Source organism: Flavobacterium panici, from assembly GCF_903819335.1.
In the GTDB taxonomy this organism is placed as follows: domain Bacteria; phylum Bacteroidota; class Bacteroidia; order Flavobacteriales; family Flavobacteriaceae; genus Flavobacterium; species Flavobacterium panici.
In genome coordinates this window covers 25,453-45,511 of record NZ_CAIJDE010000056.1, presented here as the reverse complement: position 1 = coordinate 45,511, position 20,059 = coordinate 25,453, and the positions used below count along the sequence as shown (strand labels likewise).

At 32.1% G+C, this 20,059-nt stretch carries 26 protein-coding genes; 15 read left to right on the top strand and 11 right to left on the bottom strand.

Annotation, left to right across the window (positions count from 1 at the left end; genetic code table 11):
• Window positions 1–429: 429 nt before the first annotated feature.
• Both FLAPXU55_RS18225 and FLAPXU55_RS18220 read right to left on the bottom strand, forming a co-directional pair.
• The gene (locus tag FLAPXU55_RS18225) at window positions 430–1,959 is read right to left on the bottom strand and encodes a SulP family inorganic anion transporter (RefSeq protein WP_180859997.1); all 1,530 of its coding nucleotides are present in this window, start codon (window positions 1,957–1,959) and stop codon (window positions 430–432) included.
• A 234-nt stretch (window positions 1,960–2,193) separates the two neighbouring features.
• Complete coding sequence (locus FLAPXU55_RS18220) at window positions 2,194–2,406, bottom strand: hypothetical protein (protein ID WP_053472125.1); 213 nt, start codon at window positions 2,404–2,406, stop codon at window positions 2,194–2,196.
• A gap of 491 nt (window positions 2,407–2,897) precedes the next feature.
• Here FLAPXU55_RS18220 and FLAPXU55_RS18215 point away from each other — a divergent pair, with 491 nt between their 5' ends.
• Complete coding sequence (locus FLAPXU55_RS18215) at window positions 2,898–3,830, top strand: sensor histidine kinase (RefSeq protein WP_235992098.1); 933 nt, start codon at window positions 2,898–2,900, stop codon at window positions 3,828–3,830.
• Complete coding sequence (locus FLAPXU55_RS18210; protein ID WP_180859994.1) at window positions 3,803–4,516, top strand: LytR/AlgR family response regulator transcription factor; 714 nt, start codon at window positions 3,803–3,805, stop codon at window positions 4,514–4,516. The genes FLAPXU55_RS18215 and FLAPXU55_RS18210 overlap by 28 nt, the downstream gene beginning before the upstream one ends.
• Before the next feature lie 32 nt (window positions 4,517–4,548).
• Here the strand turns inward: FLAPXU55_RS18210 and FLAPXU55_RS18205 are convergent, their stop codons facing one another.
• Genes FLAPXU55_RS18205 through FLAPXU55_RS18195 form a run of 3 tightly spaced genes read right to left on the bottom strand, consistent with a single transcriptional unit; the run spans window position 4,549 to window position 7,144 of the window.
• Window positions 4,549–5,271, bottom strand: coding sequence for a hypothetical protein (locus tag FLAPXU55_RS18205; RefSeq protein WP_180859991.1), 723 nt, complete (start codon window positions 5,269–5,271; stop codon window positions 4,549–4,551).
• Window positions 5,272–5,288: 17 nt separating this feature from the next.
• Window positions 5,289–5,642 (bottom strand): hypothetical protein, encoded by a 354-nt coding sequence (locus FLAPXU55_RS18200; RefSeq protein WP_180859988.1) that lies wholly within the window; start codon window positions 5,640–5,642, stop codon window positions 5,289–5,291.
• A gap of 11 nt (window positions 5,643–5,653) precedes the next feature.
• The gene (locus tag FLAPXU55_RS18195) at window positions 5,654–7,144 is read right to left on the bottom strand and encodes a hypothetical protein (protein ID WP_180859985.1); all 1,491 of its coding nucleotides are present in this window, start codon (window positions 7,142–7,144) and stop codon (window positions 5,654–5,656) included.
• Between the two features lie 445 nt (window positions 7,145–7,589).
• Here FLAPXU55_RS18195 and FLAPXU55_RS18190 point away from each other — a divergent pair, with 445 nt between their 5' ends.
• Entirely contained in the window at window positions 7,590–8,042 is a 453-nt protein-coding gene (locus FLAPXU55_RS18190) for an energy transducer TonB (RefSeq protein ID WP_180859982.1), read from the top strand.
• Window positions 8,043–8,337: 295 nt separating this feature from the next.
• Window positions 8,338–8,898 (top strand): hypothetical protein, encoded by a 561-nt coding sequence (locus tag FLAPXU55_RS18185; protein ID WP_180859979.1) that lies wholly within the window; start codon window positions 8,338–8,340, stop codon window positions 8,896–8,898.
• On the opposite strand, the gene FLAPXU55_RS18180 is transcribed toward FLAPXU55_RS18185, so the two are convergent.
• Window positions 8,885–9,310 (bottom strand): DoxX family protein, encoded by a 426-nt coding sequence (locus FLAPXU55_RS18180; protein WP_180859976.1) that lies wholly within the window; start codon window positions 9,308–9,310, stop codon window positions 8,885–8,887. The genes FLAPXU55_RS18185 and FLAPXU55_RS18180 overlap by 14 nt on opposite strands.
• A 278-nt stretch (window positions 9,311–9,588) precedes the next feature.
• Between FLAPXU55_RS18180 and FLAPXU55_RS18175 the strand changes: the two genes are divergently transcribed.
• Window positions 9,589–10,056 (top strand): hypothetical protein, encoded by a 468-nt coding sequence (locus tag FLAPXU55_RS18175; protein ID WP_180859973.1) that lies wholly within the window; start codon window positions 9,589–9,591, stop codon window positions 10,054–10,056.
• Between the two features lie 245 nt (window positions 10,057–10,301).
• Here the strand turns inward: FLAPXU55_RS18175 and FLAPXU55_RS18170 are convergent, their stop codons facing one another.
• Window positions 10,302–10,484 carry a hypothetical protein gene (locus FLAPXU55_RS18170; RefSeq protein ID WP_180859970.1) on the bottom strand — a complete coding sequence of 61 codons (183 nt, stop codon included), beginning with the start codon at window positions 10,482–10,484 and terminating at the stop codon, window positions 10,302–10,304.
• 31 nt (window positions 10,485–10,515) lie between these two features.
• Window positions 10,516–10,695 (bottom strand): hypothetical protein, encoded by a 180-nt coding sequence (locus FLAPXU55_RS18165; protein WP_180859967.1) that lies wholly within the window; start codon window positions 10,693–10,695, stop codon window positions 10,516–10,518.
• Between the two features lie 95 nt (window positions 10,696–10,790).
• On the opposite strand from FLAPXU55_RS18165, the gene FLAPXU55_RS18160 reads away from it, so the two are divergent.
• The 8 genes from FLAPXU55_RS18160 to FLAPXU55_RS18125 all read left to right on the top strand — a co-directional run bounded on the left by FLAPXU55_RS18160 (window position 10,791) and on the right by FLAPXU55_RS18125 (window position 16,431).
• Entirely contained in the window at window positions 10,791–11,018 is a 228-nt protein-coding gene (locus FLAPXU55_RS18160; protein WP_053472115.1) for a hypothetical protein, read from the top strand.
• A gap of 398 nt (window positions 11,019–11,416) precedes the next feature.
• Entirely contained in the window at window positions 11,417–12,649 is a 1,233-nt protein-coding gene (locus FLAPXU55_RS18155) for a DUF3754 domain-containing protein (RefSeq protein ID WP_180859964.1), read from the top strand.
• A 5-nt stretch (window positions 12,650–12,654) separates the two neighbouring features.
• Window positions 12,655–12,960 (top strand): hypothetical protein, encoded by a 306-nt coding sequence (locus FLAPXU55_RS18150; RefSeq protein ID WP_180859962.1) that lies wholly within the window; start codon window positions 12,655–12,657, stop codon window positions 12,958–12,960.
• Between the two features lie 56 nt (window positions 12,961–13,016).
• A complete protein-coding gene (locus tag FLAPXU55_RS18145; RefSeq protein WP_180859959.1) occupies window positions 13,017–13,481 on the top strand; it encodes an Mpo1 family 2-hydroxy fatty acid dioxygenase in 465 nt (154 codons plus the stop codon).
• 50 nt (window positions 13,482–13,531) lie between these two features.
• Window positions 13,532–13,900 (top strand): hypothetical protein, encoded by a 369-nt coding sequence (locus FLAPXU55_RS18140; protein ID WP_180859956.1) that lies wholly within the window; start codon window positions 13,532–13,534, stop codon window positions 13,898–13,900.
• Window positions 13,901–13,920: 20 nt separating this feature from the next.
• Complete coding sequence (locus tag FLAPXU55_RS18135) at window positions 13,921–14,667, top strand: hypothetical protein (RefSeq protein WP_180859953.1); 747 nt, start codon at window positions 13,921–13,923, stop codon at window positions 14,665–14,667.
• 83 nt (window positions 14,668–14,750) lie between these two features.
• Window positions 14,751–15,431, top strand: a complete 681-nt coding sequence (locus FLAPXU55_RS18130; RefSeq protein ID WP_180859950.1) for a metal-dependent hydrolase — start codon at window positions 14,751–14,753, stop codon at window positions 15,429–15,431.
• 151 nt (window positions 15,432–15,582) lie between these two features.
• Window positions 15,583–16,431: an alpha/beta fold hydrolase gene (locus tag FLAPXU55_RS18125; RefSeq protein WP_180859947.1), complete on the top strand. Its 849-nt coding sequence runs from the start codon at window positions 15,583–15,585 to the stop codon at window positions 16,429–16,431.
• A gap of 135 nt (window positions 16,432–16,566) precedes the next feature.
• Here the strand turns inward: FLAPXU55_RS18125 and FLAPXU55_RS18120 are convergent, their stop codons facing one another.
• A complete protein-coding gene (locus FLAPXU55_RS18120; protein ID WP_180859944.1) occupies window positions 16,567–17,721 on the bottom strand; it encodes an acyltransferase family protein in 1,155 nt (384 codons plus the stop codon).
• Window positions 17,722–17,822: 101 nt separating this feature from the next.
• Complete coding sequence (locus tag FLAPXU55_RS18115; RefSeq protein ID WP_180859941.1) at window positions 17,823–18,731, bottom strand: LytR/AlgR family response regulator transcription factor; 909 nt, start codon at window positions 18,729–18,731, stop codon at window positions 17,823–17,825.
• Between the two features lie 212 nt (window positions 18,732–18,943).
• Here FLAPXU55_RS18115 and FLAPXU55_RS18110 point away from each other — a divergent pair, with 212 nt between their 5' ends.
• A complete protein-coding gene (locus FLAPXU55_RS18110; protein ID WP_180859938.1) occupies window positions 18,944–19,546 on the top strand; it encodes a dihydrofolate reductase family protein in 603 nt (200 codons plus the stop codon).
• Window positions 19,547–19,577: 31 nt separating this feature from the next.
• Window positions 19,578–19,775, top strand: a complete 198-nt coding sequence (locus tag FLAPXU55_RS18105; protein WP_180859935.1) for a hypothetical protein — start codon at window positions 19,578–19,580, stop codon at window positions 19,773–19,775.
• A 59-nt stretch (window positions 19,776–19,834) separates the two neighbouring features.
• Here FLAPXU55_RS18105 and FLAPXU55_RS18100 read toward each other — a convergent pair whose 3' ends face one another.
• On the bottom strand, window positions 19,835–20,032 hold the full coding sequence (locus FLAPXU55_RS18100) for a YqaE/Pmp3 family membrane protein (protein WP_053472102.1): 198 nt from the start codon (window positions 20,030–20,032) through the stop codon (window positions 19,835–19,837).
• Window positions 20,033–20,059 lie beyond the last annotated feature (27 nt).

Here is a 20,059-nt window from a genome sequence, read left to right as displayed (position 1 = left end):
GAGATAATGGTTTAACATAACGCATATTGGTAGAGGCGCACAGCAGTGCGTCTATGTTTCGTATATCAAATATTGTGGTTACGTTGTGTGAGACGCACTGCTGTGCGTCTCTACAGAAAATTGGAATGTTTGAATTGCCATCTTTCATAATTATTATATAACGAACCGAGTGTCACCCTGAGCGAAGTCGAACGGCGTTCCAATTAGCACGTGGGCTTCGACTTCGCTCAGCCTGACAATCTTTAGATAATTTTTGATAATTAGATAATGATTTACACAATGCATATCTGTAGAGGCGCACAACAGTGCGTCTACGTTTCATATATCAAACATTGTGGTTACGTTGCGTGAGACGTACTGCAGTGCGTCTCTACAGAAAATTGGGACGTATAAATTAATTCACAATTAATAATTCACAATTCACCATTATTAAGACACTACTTTGTACGTAGGATCTTCAATTACATTGACATTAATAACGGCATCGGCATTTTTAAGTAATTGCCTGCAGTCTGGACTTAAATGTTGTAATTCTATGGTTTTATTTTCCTGATTGTATTTTTTGGTCAGATTATTCAAAGCTTCAATCGCCGACATATCTGAAACACGGCTTTCTTTAAAATCTATAATTACATGATTTGGATCATTTTGTGCATCAAATTTTTCTAAAAAAGCAGTTATAGAACCGAAGAATAAAGGGCCGTAAATTTCGTAATGTTTGACTCCGTTTTCATCAATAAAATGTCTGGCACGAATTCTTTTAGCACTTTCCCAGGCAAAAACCAAAGCTGAAATGATCACGCCAATTAAAACTGCTAAAGCCAGATTGTGCAATACAATTGTAATTAAGGCAACCAAAATTCCGACGAAAATATCATGTTTTGGCATTTTGTTGATAATCCTGAAACTTGCCCATTCAAAAGTCGTAATCGCCACCATCATCATAACGCCGACTAAAGCCGCCATTGGCAATTTTCCAATTACAGGCGCTCCAAAAAGTATGATTATTAAAATCGTCAAAGACGCAATAATCCCCGAAAGCCTTGCTCTCGAACCTGCACCAAGATTTACCAAAGTCTGCGCAATCATTGGGCAGCCTCCCATTCCGTAAAAAAAACCATTTAAAATATTCGAACTTCCTTGTGCAATACATTCACGATTACTGTTTCCGCGCGTTCCGGTAATTTCGTCAACTAAATTCAGCGTAAGCAAACCTTCGGTTAAACCAACGGCTGCTACAATAACAGAATACGGAAATATTATTTTTAAAGTTTCAAAAGAAATTGGAATATTCGGAATATGAAATGGAGGAAATCCTCCTTGAACCGAGGCGATATCTTCAACCGTTTTGGTTTCGATATTAAATACAATTACCAAAGCAAAAACAATCATAATAGCAACCAAAGATGCCGGAACTGTTTTTGTGATTTTAGGAAAAATCAAAACAATCGCAACCGTAAGCGCAACCAAACCTAACATAATATACAAAGGTGTTCCCTGAAGCCAGGAAACCTGTCCGTTAATTACAGTTTTAAATTGTTCTAACTGCGACATAAAAATCACAACAGCCAAACCATTTACGAAACCAAACATAACTGGCTGCGGCACTAAACGAATAAATTTCCCGAGCTTGAAAAGTCCAATGCAAATTTGTACGACACCGCCAAGTGCGACGGCTGCAAATACATATTCGATTCCGTGAGATTTCATTAAAGCAATCAAAACGATTACCGTTGCTCCCGCTCCGCCCGAAATCATTCCGGGTCTTCCACCAAAAATAGCCGTCACTAATCCGGCAATAAAAGCGGCGTATAAGCCAACCAAAGGTGGAAATCCGGCCAAAATAGCAAACGATAAAGATTCTGGAATCATTGTCATAGCGACAGTAAATCCAGCTAAAATTTCATTTTTATAATTGACCTTTTGGGTAAAATCGAAGAGTTGGAAAGCTTTTTTCATAAGGCACAAATGTAGAAAATAATGCCCAAATAGAATTAACCTTCTCTAGTGGAAAAAGTATTTACAAGAAACCGTACAGTTATCTAACAAAACTGTTTTAAAAGAAAAACGAAAACCGAAAGTATAAAACTTATCATTTGATTTTTTTGATTTTTAGAATGAAATATTATGCAAAACTATCTATAAACTGATAGATTTAGCTACGTATTTCTACCTGTTTTGTTTAATAAAATGTTAATCTAAACGAATACAGGTATAACCGAGACAATTAACGTAATCGATAATATTATCGCAATGCAATTCTACGCCTTCTACACGCAGTATTTTGTCGCAGTCTTCAAGGTCAAAATTGATTTTATAATCCGGAAACTGAGTCTGGATAACGGCAGTGACATAGTTTTTGTCTGATTCTTTGCAGACGTTTGTTTTAAAAATTTCAACAACCATAATTATTTATTTAATTTTTAAACTGTGGGATTAATTTCGTTGAAAAAGATATGAGATGTTCTAATTCTGGCGTAAAGCAATAATCGTAGGCAGCGACGGATTTAAATTCCGACTGACTCAGCTCATAAACGCCTTTTAAATTTGAGGTGTTTAAATTTAAGTAAAAACTTTCAGTATTTGATTTTGTACTTAAGGAAATTCTACGGTTTTTAAATTCCATTTTAAATAAAAAATGCTGTGACAAAATAAAATCCATGTCTTTTTTGGTTTTGGAGGATAATTAAATTCGAAGTCAAAAATACTTTAGAGTTACCTATTATAATAGAATATTTATACTAACGGCGTATCATTTATACGAATGGCGTTTGTATAAAATAGTATCCTCAAATAGCTATGAACTATAATATTACACTATTTTTGCCTTCATGAAAATCCTCAAAATTTACCAAAACTTTTTCTTAAGAAACCTCATCGTGCATACCTTCATACTTATGGTAATTTTTGCCTGTGTGTATGATGAACTTCGTTTAGCTGGTCATGACTTTTGTTACATGATCACTAAAATTGCAATAGGATATTTTCCTTGTATTCTCTGGATTACTGTTTTTAATCTATTTATAATTAAACGATTATTATTCAAAAAAAAGGTCAAAATATTCTTTCTGCTTTTTTTAACGTATTGGACTTCTTTTTACTTTTTTATTAATTGGTTTTTTCCTTTAGTTGGTTTCGGAAATTTTAAAACACTGCAGATATTATCGCTGCTTATCAACGGAATGTTTTTCTATTTTATTCATGTTGTGATTACAAAAAAAATCATGGATGCTGATAAGGATATTATGAATTTCAAATCTGAACTTTCGTTTTTAAAACAACAGCTTAATCCGCATTTTTTATTGAATGCCATGAATAACCTTTATGGAGAAGCATTATCTGAACCGGATAAAGTTCCAGACAGAATCCTGAATCTTTCAGATTTACTGCGTTATCAAATTGAAGCTACTAAAAAGGATTATGTTTTAGTTGCCGAAGAAATTGCTTTCGTAAAAAAATATATTGAATATTATTCTTTTAGAAACGATCGTTTAAATATTACCCAGAATTTTGAAGGTGATTTTGATGAAATTGAGATTCCGCCTTTATTCTTTTTACCTTTGGTAGAAAATGCGGTTAAATTTTCTGCCGAAACTCCAATGCCTTTTATTGAATTAGATTTAAAAGTAAAATCACGAAATTTGACTTTTACCATTAAGAACAATTATCTCGAATCCGGATCACGGCTTTCGGGAACCAGAATTGGAATTGAAAATTTAAAAAGACGATTGGAAGTTTACCGTTTAAGGCACAATTTAAGCTGCGAAAAAGAGAAAAATATGTTTGTTGTAAAATTAAGTATATGGCACTTACCTACCGCTGTCTTATAGTCGACGACGAATCGCCGGCGCACAAAGCGCTTGCCTCGCATATTTCAAAGTTTGACGAACTGGAACATTCCGGAAGCGCTTTTAGCGGCATGGAAGCCCTAAAACTACTTAATGCCAACCAATATGATATTATTTTTCTGGACATTAATATGCCTGTAATTTCGGGTGTCGAATTAATGGAGCTCCAGCCTAATCGTCCACTCACGATTGTTACAACCGCTTATTCTGATTTTGCGCTTTCGGCTTACCAAAATGATGCAATCGATTATCTGCTTAAACCTATTTCACCCGATAAATTTGCCAAAGCAATTGAAAAAGCTAAAACCTATTTTTCTGGCAACAGTCTGAAAAAAGAAAATAATACCAGCACAAAAAACCTTTCGTATCGCTTAAACGGACAAACAATCGATATGCCGCTTTGTGATATTATTTATATCGAAAGTCTTGGCAACTACATGAAACTTTACTGTACGAAGCTTAATTTGCCACATATTGTTTATGGTTCGCTCTCGAGCATTGCCTCAGAAATTGACAGCTCGAATTTTGTTCAAGTGCATCGTTCTTTTATTGTAAACGTAAACAAAATCTCTGCTGTTACGTTTAAAAACCTTACTATGTCTAATGGGGAAATTATTCCTGTTGGAAGGAAATATCAGATTTTATTGGATAGTTTTGTAACTAAATGATCAATGGACGTAGATTTATCTTTTATTCATGTTTATTGTATTCTAAATGTCATTGATTTTCGTAATGTATCTTTAGCTGGAGAAAGAGTTTTTATATTTACTTTAAAATCACCCGTTAAGTTAAAAGGGTTACTAATTATGGCATTTGAAACCCCTTGAGAACTCATTACAAAATTTGGATATATTAGTATATTAGGCTGTGATGTCAAAGGAGTAACATCATAAAAAACTTTAATAGGATCACTAACCTTTCCTTTAAAAGAATCTCTTATTAAACTAGCACTAATTGTTATCGTTTGAGCCGGTTCTATTACAAAATGATCGGCACTGATTAATATATCATGAGGTAATGCGGGCTGAAAATTTACAATTGTATCAATGCTGAATGATTTAACAGTTGCAGTAATTCTAGCTCGTTCAGGCTTTTCATTTGTAATTGTAAAATAACCAACTCCATAAGCATTAACAGTAATTGTATCTGTTTTTCTTCCATTTACAAACTTTCCTGTAGTTGTACTTAAACCTACTTTTTCGTTTGCAATATTAGCTTCCGGATTTATTTGAATGGAAACCGTACTATAAGAAACCCCATCAGCTTCGACATTTGCTAAATCAATTTTTTTAAAATGTATAATAGATTCTGGTAAAAATCCATTTGAATTATTTATTGCAAATTCATCATCTTGCCGGTCACAAGAAATAAAAACTGCTATTACAAGAATGGCTTTTAGAACTTTATAAAATTGATTTATCATAATTTTATGATTTTGGATTAATGATAAATAAAAAAAGAATTTGTACTCGATTTATATCCTTTTGAATCAGTGGCCTCTAATCTTAAACTACAGGCTACAGGCTCAGGAGATGCGTTAACAACTTCAATATCTACATTCCAGGTATAAATCGCCAAATCAGAATGACTTATTGTTTTTTTTATGCTTAGTACTTTCTTTTGGTTACCTTTTTCAATAAAAAAAACCGGTAATGACGGATCTACATATAATTTTAAGCTGACAGCATTATCTTCTGCCGCATCAACTATACCATAAAAACTCATCGTTACATTTGTTACACCTGCCTGTAATACTGATGGCGATGGTGTTAATTTTGATACATCTACTCCCATAATTAATTTATTTATTTAAAAATTGCCTCTCCTACTCCTCCGAATAATGATTTTGCATCAAGATCAACAGATAATGATACAAAAGGACTAAATGCTGTTTTATACCTGTCTTGACTAATTAATGGATTATTAGAATATTTATAGTAAATCATGCAACCACCATTAATTTTCATAAAGGGAACCGGCCTCAATCCTGCCCCCAAAACAAGAGCACTGTTCCCTATTAATCCTTTTCTCATATTTTCTTTTTCAATAGAACTCATTGTCACACCTATCAAAAATGAAGTTCTCGTTTTAATCCATTCCCAACCTTTATATCTCTCCAAAGGAATATTTTTATTTACTGGACGTAAATAAATATTAACTCCTGAATATGATAATACCCTGTCAATATTACCTACATAAGCGACTCCCAAATCAAGTGTTACATATAATTTTGCGTTTTTAACAAAATCCGTTCTATAGGTAGTATTAAGATTTCCTATATCATTTGTATTTTCAGCAATCGTATTTTTTGTAATTACATTCAACCAATCGTCACGTTGAGGCAAAATTTCTTCAATGAAATCCTCTACCCCTTTTTGCTGTACTTTTTGCACCGGTGACAAAGAACTAAATTGTCCAAATATGTTATCTTTTATAACTTTCAATTCATTTAAATCCTGAACTGTTGCCCAATCTATCTCTTTAAGCTTATTTTGAAATTCTTCAATCAATCCTTTATACTTATCTTTACTCCCTTCACTTATAAAATTACCATTTTTAGAATCCGCATTTTGAAACATTCCAGTAGTTTTATCTTCAATTTCCTTAAAACTATTCATAAAAACTGCTAATTTCTGTAAATGGGGAACCTGATCAATAGGTTCTAATACGTAATTTTTATTAACTTCTAAAACAGCTCTCCTTGCTAAATTTTCGAAATCGGCCTGTTTAATACCTAAATTAGATAAATCTGCAATTTCAAATGGTTTGTCAAGATATTTTCGGACAGTATTATTTATAATATCTTGAATTTCATTATTATTCTTTAATACGGCAACTAAAGCCGATTCTTGATAACTGGTTAATTTTACTTTTTTTCCTGTTCTAATTCTAACAAGATATTCTTTATTTGGTTTTAACCCAGGGAAAACAACAATCTGTCCTGTTGTATCTTTAGGTGTACCTCTTTCCCATTCTAAAGGTTTAAAAGCCTTAACATCATCACCAATAGTAGTCACAAGTTTAACTAGTTTTGATTGCTCGTTTTTTGAATCATATTCATAAAAATCCATCGCCATCCATCCAATTCTAGAAGGTATAGACACAATTTTTATAGAAAAAGGTTCATCAAATGGGAAAACTTTATCAAATTTATTAGTCTGGTAATTATATTCAATAACTTCTTTTGCATTTAAATTATCCTGACTAAAACAAAACCCATTTATCATTAAAAAAAAAATAATTAAAAGATTTTTTAAAAGATCTACTCTATTTTTGTGTACAATACAATTTTTCATAAAACATAGAATTGCTAATAATGAGCTTTAAATTAATTATATATAAGTTGCTGATAAAATGATATAAACTAGCTTATCATAAACACCAACACAACCCATAACTTTCTAGACAACAAACATATAACTTTTAAAAAAATCTCACACAAGTATAAATACCTGTTTAAACTTATTCAAAATATAAACTAGAATTTATAGTTTACCTATCCTAATATTTAATATAGAAATCCAATTAATCATGATCACAATGAAAAAAAATTGATACCAAGATTCTGCATTATACTAGAAATAATATATCTTTCTATTCATCTGATTCAATAATTCGCATAAAAAAATGCAAATTCCTTACTATACTTTTACGTTTTTTTTTATTCTGCAAAACCCATCACAAAAACACAAAATCCTTACATTAGCATTACCAAAAAACAACCCCAAAATCCAAAAAAAAATGAAAAACCTAATCTTATTATTCACACTACTAATCACCACAATTTCATTTGCCCAAACCGAAAACCAAGTAAATCGCGAAGAAACCAAAACCGTTGACGAATATGAAAAAATAGATCAGGTCGTAATTGATTATGATAAAGATGTATTTATTGCTGGTAAAGTTGAAGTAAATCCTGAATATCCGGGTGGTGAAAAGGCCATTTTTGTTTTTCTCGAAAATAAAATTAAAATCAGTAAAGAAATACTCGAACAACAAGGTTCTCAAAAAGTATTTGCTGAGTTTATAATTGAAAAAAACGGACGTTTAAGCGACATTAAAGTTTTAAACAGTAAAAGTCCTGAATTAACAAAAGAATTTACCAAAGCGCTAAAAGCTATGAAATGGACTCCCGCAAAACAAAATAACAGAATCGTAAGAAGCTCTTATATGCTACCTTTTCAGGCTAAATAATTAACAAATGAATTGGATAATTGAACACACAGATAAACTAGACTTTCACACCGATTTAAATTATTAAAACCAATTTTGCCACAAATAGAATCTTTTAAATGGTTAATGAGTGACTTTCAATTTATATCAGATAAAACACTTCCAATACCTCACTAAAAAGATTTTTTTGTTTTAACAAGTAAGGAATTTAATGAGATCCTGAACTCTTATTTTATCTCCGTTTTTTAAATTCTTCAAAAACCTCAAAAGTTACATTTATAAATTTTATTTTCGTTTTAAAAACATTTAAAAAAAAATGAGGAATTTTTTGTTTCTAATACTTTTACTGGTTCAAAATTCTTTTTCGCAATCTACTTATGATAATGGGAAATGTATTAGAATAAAAAATATTTCAGAAAAAGAAAGATTACTCCGTTTTCCTTTCTCTGAATCTCAGCAAATTAAAATCGTGTCTTTTAAAGGTAAACCCGATGAATATCCCGGACAAAGTTTAATAAAACACATCAATTCAATTGTATTGGGAAAAGATGTTTTTAGATCTGAATTCTACAATGAAACTGCTGTATTGAGTGCAGAGCAAATAAATAAATTATCTGATATTATTTTTAATTTCACGTATACAAGACTTCCTCACGAAGATGCAGAAGTGATGTGTTATATGCCAAGAAATGCTATTATGTTTCTCGATTCAAATAATCGAATTGTCGCTTACCTCGAAATTTGTTTTGGCTGTAATAACTACAAATCGAGCGATAAAAGATTTAGCATTGGCGAATATTGCAATGAAAAGTACGATATGCTAAAATCAATATTTGCAGACAGCAACATTAAATACGGCATTTCTAGTGTTGAATAATTTCTTTTCTAAAATACCCAATCGCCCCAGTCGACCACAAAGTCAGGAAAATCAAAACAGGCTGAAAAAACAATCTTATTAAACGTGCTTGATCTGTGTCGAGTCCAAAGGCGGGAGTTTGGTTTAAATATTGGGCGATATTACCCGGAAAAACCAATACATAAAACACCGCCAGTGCAATCCCTACGAATACTTTATATTTTGTTAGAAACAGCATACTAAGTCCTAAAGCTATTTCAACAACTCCGGAAAGAATTACAACAAGATCTTTGTCCAGCGGAACCCAATTTGGAACCTGTGCCTGAAAATCGGCTCTTTGAAAAGTAAAATGTCCTATCGCTGCTGTAATCATAAAAAGCCCTAATAGAACTCTAAAGAAATTTTGGATTTTGGTTGTGTGTATGTTTTCCATCTGTATTGTATACTTTATGTTATAGTCTCTATAAAAATGTTTATTCAAATTTATAACATTAAGCTCAAAACAGTTTTCTACATTTTTTACTTATGGGTTATCTAATATCCATGTTTAAAATTCAATTTTGCATACAAAGCAGCTATTTCAAAATTTCAAAAAGTATAAATTCATTTCAGGAAATCTTATTCTTCAAAAAAAATTCACATTCAAAATAATTTTCTTACATAAATAATTACCTTAGCGTACTAAGAAATGTTAATATAATTTGTTAGAAAATGTCCATTTTTAATTTCCTATTTAAAAAATCAAATTTACAATGTCCCAGATGTCTTGGGAAAGGTTTTGTTGATTGGGATGATATCAGGCGTTTAAACAAACTATTAAAATGGGTTCCGGCTCCCTGCGCCTATTGCAATGGTTCTGGAAAAACTACTCCCGAAATGCTTTCTAAAGTTCCTGTAGATATAACGTACCTCACTATTGATTTACCGGAATCTGAAATTGAAAAAATAAAAAATGGCGATGAAGAAACGCTGGAAAAAGGAAGACAAAAAGAACTTTTTTTAGAAAATCTCATAAAATATGCACAGGATCATTATCTAAACAAAAACATGGATGCCGAAACTATTGCAGATTTATACCTTCGCACCGAAAGTGAAAATGCTCAATTTTCGATAGAAAGAGAAAACCTAATACAATACATTCAGCAGATAATCGAGTTAAAAAAATCAGACCTCAATTAAGGAAATCTTTGTCCCTTTGAACCTCTGTAACTTTGAATCTCAAAAAAAACCTAAAAACAGGTATAAATACGTGTTGCCAGAATTTTAATAAGTGGTAAAATTGCAGGGAATAATTTTTTCTTTTAGAATATAGTCTTCCGAAAGGAAAACTTGTAAATTTTGTCAATTTTTTTGGAACAAGAAAGTGAGATTTCGTATCGCTGGTAACGATTAGAAATCTCACTTTTTCTTTTTAGTACTTTACGCTATTGATTGTTTTGTTTAAAAGCAGCAATCTGTTCATCCTGATGCTGAATAATCTTTTTTAGACTTTCAATTGTTTCCTTTCTGGCTTCAGCCAGATCCTTGTAGTTAATTTCGTGTTCATTAAGCTTTTCTGTTTTTTTATAAACCTCTCCCTTTTCGCGCAAAACATTCAGTTTAATCATGTCTCCCTCGCCGGTTAAAAGCCATTCTATATCAATATCTGTATATTTTTTTTAAGATATTTTCTAACTTATCTACACCTATCGTTTTATTATGTTTTAACTGGCTCGCAAAAGAACCGTTAGACATACCCACCACTTTTTCAAAGGCACCCACTCTAATACCTCTGTAATCTAAATACTGTTTGATCCTGTTTATAGTATTTTCTGCCATAATGCTTCATTTTTATTTATAGAAATAATCTAATTTATACTCATTCTTAAGAAATATCTTACTATATTTGTCTTACTTTTAATACAAATTAAGCAATGAGCAAAAATATAAAATCTAAGCCAAGTTACAACCAAGATGTGTTAAAGATTATTAAAGAAAAACACGGTTTTTCTTACGACTACATTCGCAAATCAATTCGAGGGGATCGTGCGGGCATTATCTGCGATCTAATAAAGGCAGAATATAAGAGGCTTGACAACGAATATAAGATCGTGAGAGAGAGTCAGGCCAATAGATTAAAAAAAGAAATAGGCAGTAAATAATTATGCATTAAACAATTTGGATCAATATTACCAAAAAGAGCGGTCCAGCTTTTTTCTCCAGGAGCAAACAAAAGCTTAGAGTTAGAAAAATCCGGATTTTCTATATCAAAGTGTATGTAATGGGCCAAACATCTATTCGTGAAATAGATAAACAATTTAGTTATGCAGCTGATCCTCGCATAATCTAATGTATTCCCCTAAGGAGCTAAGCCGTAAAGAAATATCTTTGCGGCTTTTGTTTTTATCAAAATAACCAAACCTGTAAAACGTCTTTAAATCTGCATATCTAAGCATTCTAATTTTATAAATCTTTTAATAATAATCAATCGTTGAATTTTTTACAACCTTTGTACCTTTGCGATTCCACGCCAAAAAACAAATTAAAGCCCTGAATCGATATGACTCGAGAACATTATATTCCGTTTAATAAAGAATTTTTACTCGAACAGCAAATTGCAGCTTTCGCCGATGACAGACAAAAAGTTGATGATTTTAAAAAGTTATTCGATATTATCGAGCATTATTATCATTATGAATCTTTTAATCTTAACCGAAATTTAAAGCAAAACTACGCGCTTTATGATCCGGATTTGAGCGAAAAAGAACGCGAAGTTTTTATTGGTAAAAGCGATTTTTCTGTTTTTAAAGAAACGCTGCGTACTGTTTTAGAGCGCGGCAATTATTACAGAATCGATCAGGAAACTTTAAAAGAAGCTTTTACAGAATCTGATTTAATAGGCTTAAACCTTGCCATTGATTTTCATGCTTTTAAGGATTACGAATTATATGTTCGCGGTCATCATAAAGCAAAAGAAACTGTTAAGAAATATTATTTCTGGAAAAAAGAAGTTGAAATCGAATATTATGATCGTGTCCTTATTTACCTCAATTACAGCGACGCCGATTATTTGACCCAGAAAAAAGTCAAGTTGGGAAAAATGCCAATTGATCCTGGATCAATTGCTTTAAAGATTTTTAAACGCGTACCTAAAAACGATCTCGAAACGATTTTTCCAAATGCAATTCCAAAAATGTCTTTAAAAGACAAACTGTTACTTTGGGTTCCGGGAGTTTTTGGAGGTATTTCATTATTAAGTGCCAAAGTAATTCCCGCCTTAATAAACATGTACAATGCTTATGAAACCGGAGAAACTATCGATTTACTAAACAGCAAAACTTCTTTAAATCAAGGTTTAATTGCTTTAGGAATTTTATCTGCTTACTGCTTTCGCCAATACAATAATTTCATAAACAAGAAAATCAGATATTCTAAAATGCTTTCAGACAGTTTGTATTTTAAAAATGTCGGGAACAACAGCGGTGCTTTTTATTCTCTTTTAAACTCATCTGAAGAAGAAGCTTTAAAAGAAACTATTTTGGCTTATACCTTTTTAAATAAAAGCCCAAATCCGTTAACTGCGCAAGAACTTGATTCTCAAATTGAGTCTTGGTTTGCCTCTCAATTAAATACTGAATTGGATTTTGATGTAAACGATGCTTTACTTAAGCTAAAAAGCATTGGTTTAGGAATAGAAACCAACGGAAAATGGGAAGTTATTCCGCTAAATGAGGCGCTTGTCACAATCGATGAATTATGGGATAATGTTTTTGAGTATAATGTGACCAAATAATATAAATGAATAAATTAAAGCCTTTTTCAATTTCTATAATATTGCTTTTTGTATCTGCTTTTATAATGTCTAAAAGCACACAGCAATTTAGATATGTTGATAAATGGAGATGGCTTTATCATGTTGGCTGGATTTCATGTTATACTTTTCAAATTATTTCTTTGGTTTTATCTTTTATGTTTCTAATTTTTATTTTGAAAAAAGATTTCAATTTAAACATAAAATATAAATTCATTTGGATTGCTCTCGGCTTATTCCCTACTTTATTTTGGTTACTCATAACGATTTTTATTGTTGGATTTAAGATGTAATAAAAGCTTCGGTTTTTTTTACTAGATTTACGTTAACTAACCTTAAAACCACAAAAATGAGAACACTAGATCAATGGTTTGCAGAATATGCCGTAAGTCACCAAAACCCAAAAAACAAAGCCATACATTATATTTGTGTTCCGGCAATTTACTTTTCTATTGTTGGTTTATTAATGAGTATTCCGAGTGATATTATTGCGAATACTTTAAAACTAAATGCACCAATTATCGAAAATTGGGCTTTTGTGGTTTTGCTTTTTGTCCTTGTTTTTTACATTAGACTTTCGATTGCAATGGCCGTAAAAATTGCCATTTTTTCAGGAATTTGTTTAGTTGTTAATTATTATATCGGGCAGATTTTTCCGTTATGGGCATTCTCAATTGGTGTTTTTGTAATTGCCTGGATTGGGCAGTTCTACGGACACAATATTGAAGGCAAAAAACCTTCATTCTTAAAAGATCTTCAGTTTTTATTAATTGGTCCGGCCTGGGTTGTAGAAAATTTGTTTTCGAGAAAGTAATTTACTTTTATTTCCAATTGTAAAAGATTTAAACAATTCAATTTTGTTATATGAAAGATTTTAATCCGGATGATTTTCCTAAAAATTTAAGTGAAGAAGAAATTCAAAATCTGACTGAACTAGCAATTAAAAATCCTATTGGTGAAATATGGAAACAAATTTCAGCGAGGCTGACATCTGAGCAAAAAATCAGAATTAACAGAAATATTGAAAGAAAACATTATCCCGAATCAGAAAAACTAGCTTCTTTTCAAAAAAAAACAATGGACGATGAAACATGGGAAAAGCTGATAAAAGAGCAGGAAGTAAATAAATTTTACGGAAATATGGGACAGCCGGAAACTCCTTTAGAATTTAAAAACAGATATGAAGTATGGCCGTCAGGATTTGATGAAACCAGATCTGAAAATAATAGTTGATTGATTCTTGCTTACAAATTATGATAATAGATACCAAAGAAATAAAGATTGAAAATTATGATATTTTCACGTACCGAAGAATCAGACGGGCAATAGGTTATTTGGGATTTTTACTGCCTGTATTTTTAGTTGGTTTTTCTTTAATCCCTTTTTTTCAAACCAAAATCCAGCCTTCTGTCAGCGATTATTACTATACCAATTTAAGGGAAATTTTTACCGGAACTTTGTCTGCTGTAGGTTTATTTTTGATTCGGTATAAAGGGCACGGAAATAAATCAATTTTCAAAAATGATAATTTACTGACCAATATTGCCGGAATTATGGCAATTGGTGTGGCGCTTGTTCCCACAAATCCCGAAAGCGTTTCACAAAAAATCTATACCATTATTCCATTAACAGAAAAATGGCTTGGCTGGCTCCATTACGGTTTTGCTGCGGTGCTGTTTTTGATATTGGCTTTGCTTGCTATTAATGTTTTTACAATTACTCAGGAAAAATATATCGAAACACCTAAAAGCATTTTAAACGAAAATAATATTTACAGAACTTGTGGTTATATTATTTTGATTTCTATTGTTTTGGTTCCTGTTTCAGAGAGTTTAAAACTTTTTACTTATTCTACTCTGGCTCTTGAAGCACTGGCACTTTTTGCATTTGGAACTGCATGGCTTATAAAAGGGCGCGCATTAGGTGATAAAGGTAAAATTGGGCAAAAATTGTATCAGGAAAACAATCCTGTTGATACCGAAAAAGTATTCGAAGAATAATAGCATATTTAAGGTAAATTCTGCTGGTATATTTTTTGGATATTAATCAACTTAACTGTTATCAATTCTAAAATTTATATATCATGAAACTCACTTATTACGGACATTCTTGTTTTTCTGTTTTTGCAAATGGAAAACATCTTCTCTTCGACCCTTTTATTACGCCAAACGAATTGGCAAAACACATTAATGTCGACGAAATAAAGGCCGATTATATTTTTATTTCGCATGCGCATTACGATCATATTCTGGATGTGGAAAGAATTGCAAAAAACACCGGAGCAAAGGTTTTGGGGAATTTTGAAATCTACAACTGGCTCTTAAAAAACGGAATCGAAAATGCACATCCAATTAATCCGGGCGGAAAATTCAGTTTTGATTTTGGAACCGTAAAATGTGTGATTGCACAGCATCCGAGCAGTTTTATGGATGGAACTTATGGCGGAATTGCAACTGGTTTTGTACTCACAACCGTTGATGGAAATTTCTACTACAGCGGCGATACGGCGTTGACTTTAGACATGAAACTGATTCCGAAGTTTACTAAACTTGATTTCGCCGTTTTCCCAATTGGCGACGGATTAACAATGGGAGTTGAAGAAGCAATTGAGGCTTCAAAACTGGTTGAAGTTGATAAAATTTTAGGCGTTCATTATGATACTTTTGGTTTCATTAAAATGGATCATGAAAAAGCTTTAAGTGATTTTAAAAACGCAAATCTCAATCTTTATTTACCTAAAATTGGCGACACAATTGAGATATAATATTTTCTATATTTCGTAAAAACATTATTTTTTAGCGAAATAAAAACAGCAAAATAACGGCTTAAATCCTGTAAAGGTTTGATTTGTAAATAAAATCTTCAAAGGCATTAAAATTGTTTAGTAATTCATTATTAACCAAAAACTTAAAGCAATGAGCACAAAAATAAACGCTCCAAATTCAGAAACTCAGTTTGCCGAACTTTCAGGCCGAACAATCGCTTACAGATCAATTGGCGAGGGAAATCCAATTATTTTAATTAACCGTTTTAGAGGAACTCTTGATACCTGGGATCCGTTATTTTTGGATCTTCTGGCAGAAAAACATCAGGTTGTTACTTTTGATTATTCGGGAATTGGCTATTCAACTGGAACACTTCCTACAGATATTAAAGAAGTTGCTAAAGATGTAAAAGATCTGGCTGATTTTTTAAAAATCAAAAGCGCCATTTTGATGGGCTGGTCGTATGGCGGATTAGTTACACAAGCTGCAACACATCAATATCCAGAATTAGCGACACATACCATATTGTTAGGAACTGGCCCAATAGGAAAAAGAGTTGTTCCGCTGGAACAATCTTTTCTGGATCATGCTTTAAAACCAATAAATGATTTTGAAGATGAAGTGATACTTTTCTTCGAACCAGAATCTGAAGAAAGCAGAAACGCTGCAAAAGCTTCTCACGACCGAATTGCTCAAAGAATTGATGTTTCTAAAATTCCTTCGACTATGGAAACTTTTCAATTGTATTTTGCAGGAGGCGAAAGTGCTGCCGAAGATAAAGACAATTTTAGAGATAAATTAAAAACGACAAAAACACCAATTTTAATAATTTCCGGAGATCACGACACTAGTTTTGCTGTAGGAAATTGGTATCCGCTGACCAAACAGCTTCCAACATCACAGTTAATTGTTCTGCCGCAAACAGGGCATGCTCCTCAGCATCAAAATATTCCACTGGTAGTAAATTACATCGATAATTTTTTACAGAACACAAAATAGATTTCCGGAAATTAACTTCGGAAATTCTTTTTTGATTTCCGAAGTTTCAAAAAAATGCTAGGGAATTACGACAAGAAATTCAAATTTATTGGAATTCGTGTTTTTTTTATTTTCTAAAAAACACGAATAACTATATTAAATAATTTTCTTAATTCCCGGAATTAATAAAACAAGTGACCCGAATATAAAACTGCCTATAACTATTAATGGTGCTGTAACCAAAAGTTTTATTGCAGGTTCAATTGCCCAGTTTCTTACCGCGAGCGTACAACCAACAATCACTAATGGGTGAAAAATATAGACGGCAAAACTGCTGCGTGATAATTTAGTCAATAGTACAGAAGAATGATTCCATCTTTTTTTTCCTCTAATTAATAATGTCGTTAGTATTGAAATACCAATACATTGTTCCCAAACTGCGTATAATAATGCCTCCCAATGAAAACCTCCGGAAAACCAGGAAGAAGGTGTATTGAGATTAAATTTGATGATAAAAAATATTGGAAAAAGCAGTAAACATATTCGTGTTGCTCTTTTTAAACCTCTGTACGTTTTATCAGAGAGTTTATCAAACCAGTTGTTTTTGGCGGCCAGTAATCCAACAATAAATAAGGCGATATACTGCGGAAAATGTCCTAATTGAAACCCGACTGGTTCCAGAACCCATCCCACAGGAAAAATAATTCTAACTAAAAAACTGATGATTCCCAATATTACTGCAAACCACAATATGGTACAGGTTTTTGGTACTTCTACAGGTTTTTTGAAACTAATTTTAAATATTTTTTTTGCTCCTGCATAAATCAATGTAAAAAGCAATAATGCCGCTACAAACCATGTAACACCTAAATCGATCCAGCTGTCAAATCCGCTTAAATATTGGAAATAAGTAATGTGATGTCCTTTTGCAAAATAATATACCAAATAGCTGATGAATGGGGAAAGTATAAAGGAATAGAATACTATGGGAATTCCTAATCGTACAAGACGGTCTTTAATAAATTTTGATGCTCCTTTTCTAGCATAAGAAGAACTTGTAAAGTACGCTGCCAGCAGGAAAAAAAATCCCATAAAAAAAGACTGATTGAGGCTTACAAACATTGTCATAGGAATACGGGCTCCCATAAGTCCAGTTTGTTCTGTATAATACCAGCCTTCTGAAGAACTATAGGCAATAACTGTGTGATGAAGCACAACTAATATTGTCAATAAAATTTTAATATTATCTATGTATACTAATTTGTTTGACGAACCAGAATCCTGATTCAAAGCGATTGATGCAGATGACATAATAAATAGATTTAGTGTTACTGATGGCAAACCTACAACAAGAAAAAACGGTTGTAAGCGTACATGTTATCAGTAACTAGCTTTTGTGACGAACAACAAGCTTAGGCAGTATACTTGCTTCGAAGTTGTTCGTAACAGCTGTTAAAACTATCGATTTGTTTTCTGGAAACGGGAACTTTTACATTCGTTTCATTAAACGATAATAAGTATCCTTGAGAATTTCCTGCTATTTTTTCGATCTTAAACATATTGACTAAATAGGTTCTATGGCATCTAAAAAAATGAGGATAAGCGGTTATTTGGGTTTCAAATTGGGTTAGAGAAATTCGTTTTAATTCTGTAGTAATCTCAGACCCGTTTGATTTTGTTAATTCGATATAATTCCCATCCGCTTTTACAAACAATAATTCGTCTATGTCCAGACTAAAATCGTCTTGCTTAACCTGAGTATTGACATAAAGTTTTGACTGAAGGTCTGTGGTTTTTGATTCAATATTTAGCTTTGTAAATTGGAGTACAAACGGAGAGCCTTTTTTTGATTCAAAATAAAAACTGGATAATCTTAGAAAAAGATAGAAAAATATACCTGCAACAAAACAATTTCTGATTTCTTCCCATAAATAACGCCATGACCAATTTCCGGCATTATTGTAAATCAAATCACGCATGAAAAAACTCGACAAACCTGCTAAAACCAGCACTGCTCCAATATGAGAATATTCTTTGAGTAAAGTCCAATTTTCGATTTCGTTTTTTCTTTTTCTGATATAATTAAGTCCCTCAAAATAAACGAACAGGATTAATGCGGGTGATAAGGCGTGAAGAAAACAAATAAAAAAATAATGCATTCTCATTTCCGGATCATAAACTCCAAAAGGCCTGAATAATAAAAGAAACATTAATATTAGAGCAAAAACAATCGTAACGCTTTTAAGCAGATTTTTTGATTGATATCTCGCAGGATATTCAATATCATGAATCAAATGTTCTTTGTTGATGTAAAATCCCATTGTTAAAGCTGTTTTTGTCTGGCATTAAAAATACGAAAAATCTTCAGGAAGCTGGATTGAATATTGGTTTCTGATTATTCAAACTTAAGATGATTTACTTCTAATAACTTTAATAAAGACAAAATCGAAAAGCTTTTTACGATTATTTTTCTTAGTTTATCAATATTTCTGTGTAGTTGATTAAATTTGTATATCCACAAAATCAATATATTATGAGAAAAATAATTGTTTTGTCAATGATTTCGCTAGATGGGGTTATGCAGGCTCCGGGCGGACCAAAAGAAGATAAATCAAACGGATTTAAATTTGGCGGCTGGACAGCACCATTTGGTGACGAAGTGTATAGTAAAGCTGTGGCTAATGAAATAAAACCTGCCGATTATCTTTTAGGCAGAAAGACTTTTGAAATCTGGGAAGAGTACTGGCCTAAAAACACAGAATTTTGGCCGGGAATTAATGAAGGTAATAAATACGTTTTTTCTAAAACCAGAAAAAAATCAGATTGGAAAAATTCTAATTTCATCAAAAGTCTGGCCGATATCAAGAAACTCAAAGCTTCAGAAGGATTGGACATTCAGGTTTGGGGAAGCAGTGAGCTTATTCATTTACTTTTAAAGAATGATTTGGTAGATGAACTTAAGTTAAAGATTCATCCGCTTCTGCTTGGCAAAGGAAAAAAGCTGTTTGACAATACTGCGCATCCATCAGGATTTACTTTAACAGAAAGTACCGTTACTACGACCGGAGTTATTTTAGCCAGTTATAAACGTGCCGGAGAAGTGAAAACAGGAAATGCCGGAAAAACTATTAAATAATTAACTTTTTATAAACCAAAACATCAAAAACATGGAGAACAAAAACAATGTACCAGTATTTACTTTTAGTATTGTAGCCATCATTTTAGGTGCAGCGCTGTATAAGCAATTTGATTTTGAAACGCTAAAATTTGAAAAACCGGCGCTGGCTATTGTTTATAGTATTGTTTTTGTGTTTTCAATTATTGTTTTGATTAAAGCCTTTAGAAAAAGACGATCTGAAAAATAACTAAACTTTAAGATTTTCACGTTCCGTTCAAAAGAAAAACTTTGAAAGTAAAAGTTTGTTTACCTGGCTCTCGTCGCTTTTATCAATTTCTCATTACGTTTATCTGCTCTTGAATTTTGTAAAGAAATCACAGCCCAAATCGCAGCGGGAATCCAGCCAATCAAAGTTATCTGCAGAATTAAACAGATAATGGCAGTGAAAATTTTACCTCTCAATAAAAAAGAAAGGGACGGAAAAAATATTGCAATTAGTGTCATCATACTATTATTATTGTTTTTATTTAT

Excerpts from the sequence above, each read along its gene's own strand:
- FLAPXU55_RS18105 (WP_180859935.1), top strand. The coding sequence starts at position 19,578 with ATGGAGAACAAAAACAATGTACCAGTATTTACTTTTAGTATTGTAGCC.
- FLAPXU55_RS18130 (WP_180859950.1), top strand. The coding sequence starts at position 14,751 with ATGAAACTCACTTATTACGGACATTCTTGTTTTTCTGTTTTTGCAAAT.
- FLAPXU55_RS18200 (WP_180859988.1), bottom strand. The coding sequence starts at position 5,642 with ATGGGAGTAGATGTATCAAAATTAACACCATCGCCATCAGTATTACAG.
- FLAPXU55_RS18165 (WP_180859967.1), bottom strand. The coding sequence starts at position 10,695 with ATGGCAGAAAATACTATAAACAGGATCAAACAGTATTTAGATTACAGA.
- FLAPXU55_RS18180 (WP_180859976.1), bottom strand. The coding sequence starts at position 9,310 with ATGGAAAACATACACACAACCAAAATCCAAAATTTCTTTAGAGTTCTA.
- FLAPXU55_RS18150 (WP_180859962.1), top strand. The coding sequence starts at position 12,655 with ATGAATAAATTAAAGCCTTTTTCAATTTCTATAATATTGCTTTTTGTA.
- FLAPXU55_RS18190 (WP_180859982.1), top strand. The coding sequence starts at position 7,590 with ATGAAAAACCTAATCTTATTATTCACACTACTAATCACCACAATTTCA.
- FLAPXU55_RS18195 (WP_180859985.1), bottom strand. The coding sequence starts at position 7,144 with ATGAAAAATTGTATTGTACACAAAAATAGAGTAGATCTTTTAAAAAAT.
- FLAPXU55_RS18160 (WP_053472115.1), top strand. The coding sequence starts at position 10,791 with ATGAGCAAAAATATAAAATCTAAGCCAAGTTACAACCAAGATGTGTTA.
- FLAPXU55_RS18215 (WP_235992098.1), top strand. The coding sequence starts at position 2,898 with ATGGTAATTTTTGCCTGTGTGTATGATGAACTTCGTTTAGCTGGTCAT.
- FLAPXU55_RS18205 (WP_180859991.1), bottom strand. The coding sequence starts at position 5,271 with ATGATAAATCAATTTTATAAAGTTCTAAAAGCCATTCTTGTAATAGCA.
- FLAPXU55_RS18185 (WP_180859979.1), top strand. The coding sequence starts at position 8,338 with ATGAGGAATTTTTTGTTTCTAATACTTTTACTGGTTCAAAATTCTTTT.
- FLAPXU55_RS18170 (WP_180859970.1), bottom strand. The coding sequence starts at position 10,484 with ATGATTAAACTGAATGTTTTGCGCGAAAAGGGAGAGGTTTATAAAAAA.
- FLAPXU55_RS18225 (WP_180859997.1), bottom strand. The coding sequence starts at position 1,959 with ATGAAAAAAGCTTTCCAACTCTTCGATTTTACCCAAAAGGTCAATTAT.
- FLAPXU55_RS18120 (WP_180859944.1), bottom strand. The coding sequence starts at position 17,721 with ATGTCATCTGCATCAATCGCTTTGAATCAGGATTCTGGTTCGTCAAAC.
- FLAPXU55_RS18220 (WP_053472125.1), bottom strand. The coding sequence starts at position 2,406 with ATGGTTGTTGAAATTTTTAAAACAAACGTCTGCAAAGAATCAGACAAA.
- FLAPXU55_RS18175 (WP_180859973.1), top strand. The coding sequence starts at position 9,589 with ATGTCCATTTTTAATTTCCTATTTAAAAAATCAAATTTACAATGTCCC.
- FLAPXU55_RS18155 (WP_180859964.1), top strand. The coding sequence starts at position 11,417 with ATGACTCGAGAACATTATATTCCGTTTAATAAAGAATTTTTACTCGAA.
- FLAPXU55_RS18210 (WP_180859994.1), top strand. The coding sequence starts at position 3,803 with ATGGCACTTACCTACCGCTGTCTTATAGTCGACGACGAATCGCCGGCG.
- FLAPXU55_RS18145 (WP_180859959.1), top strand. The coding sequence starts at position 13,017 with ATGAGAACACTAGATCAATGGTTTGCAGAATATGCCGTAAGTCACCAA.
- FLAPXU55_RS18135 (WP_180859953.1), top strand. The coding sequence starts at position 13,921 with ATGATAATAGATACCAAAGAAATAAAGATTGAAAATTATGATATTTTC.
- FLAPXU55_RS18110 (WP_180859938.1), top strand. The coding sequence starts at position 18,944 with ATGAGAAAAATAATTGTTTTGTCAATGATTTCGCTAGATGGGGTTATG.
- FLAPXU55_RS18140 (WP_180859956.1), top strand. The coding sequence starts at position 13,532 with ATGAAAGATTTTAATCCGGATGATTTTCCTAAAAATTTAAGTGAAGAA.
- FLAPXU55_RS18115 (WP_180859941.1), bottom strand. The coding sequence starts at position 18,731 with ATGGGATTTTACATCAACAAAGAACATTTGATTCATGATATTGAATAT.
- FLAPXU55_RS18125 (WP_180859947.1), top strand. The coding sequence starts at position 15,583 with ATGAGCACAAAAATAAACGCTCCAAATTCAGAAACTCAGTTTGCCGAA.
- FLAPXU55_RS18100 (WP_053472102.1), bottom strand. The coding sequence starts at position 20,032 with ATGACACTAATTGCAATATTTTTTCCGTCCCTTTCTTTTTTATTGAGA.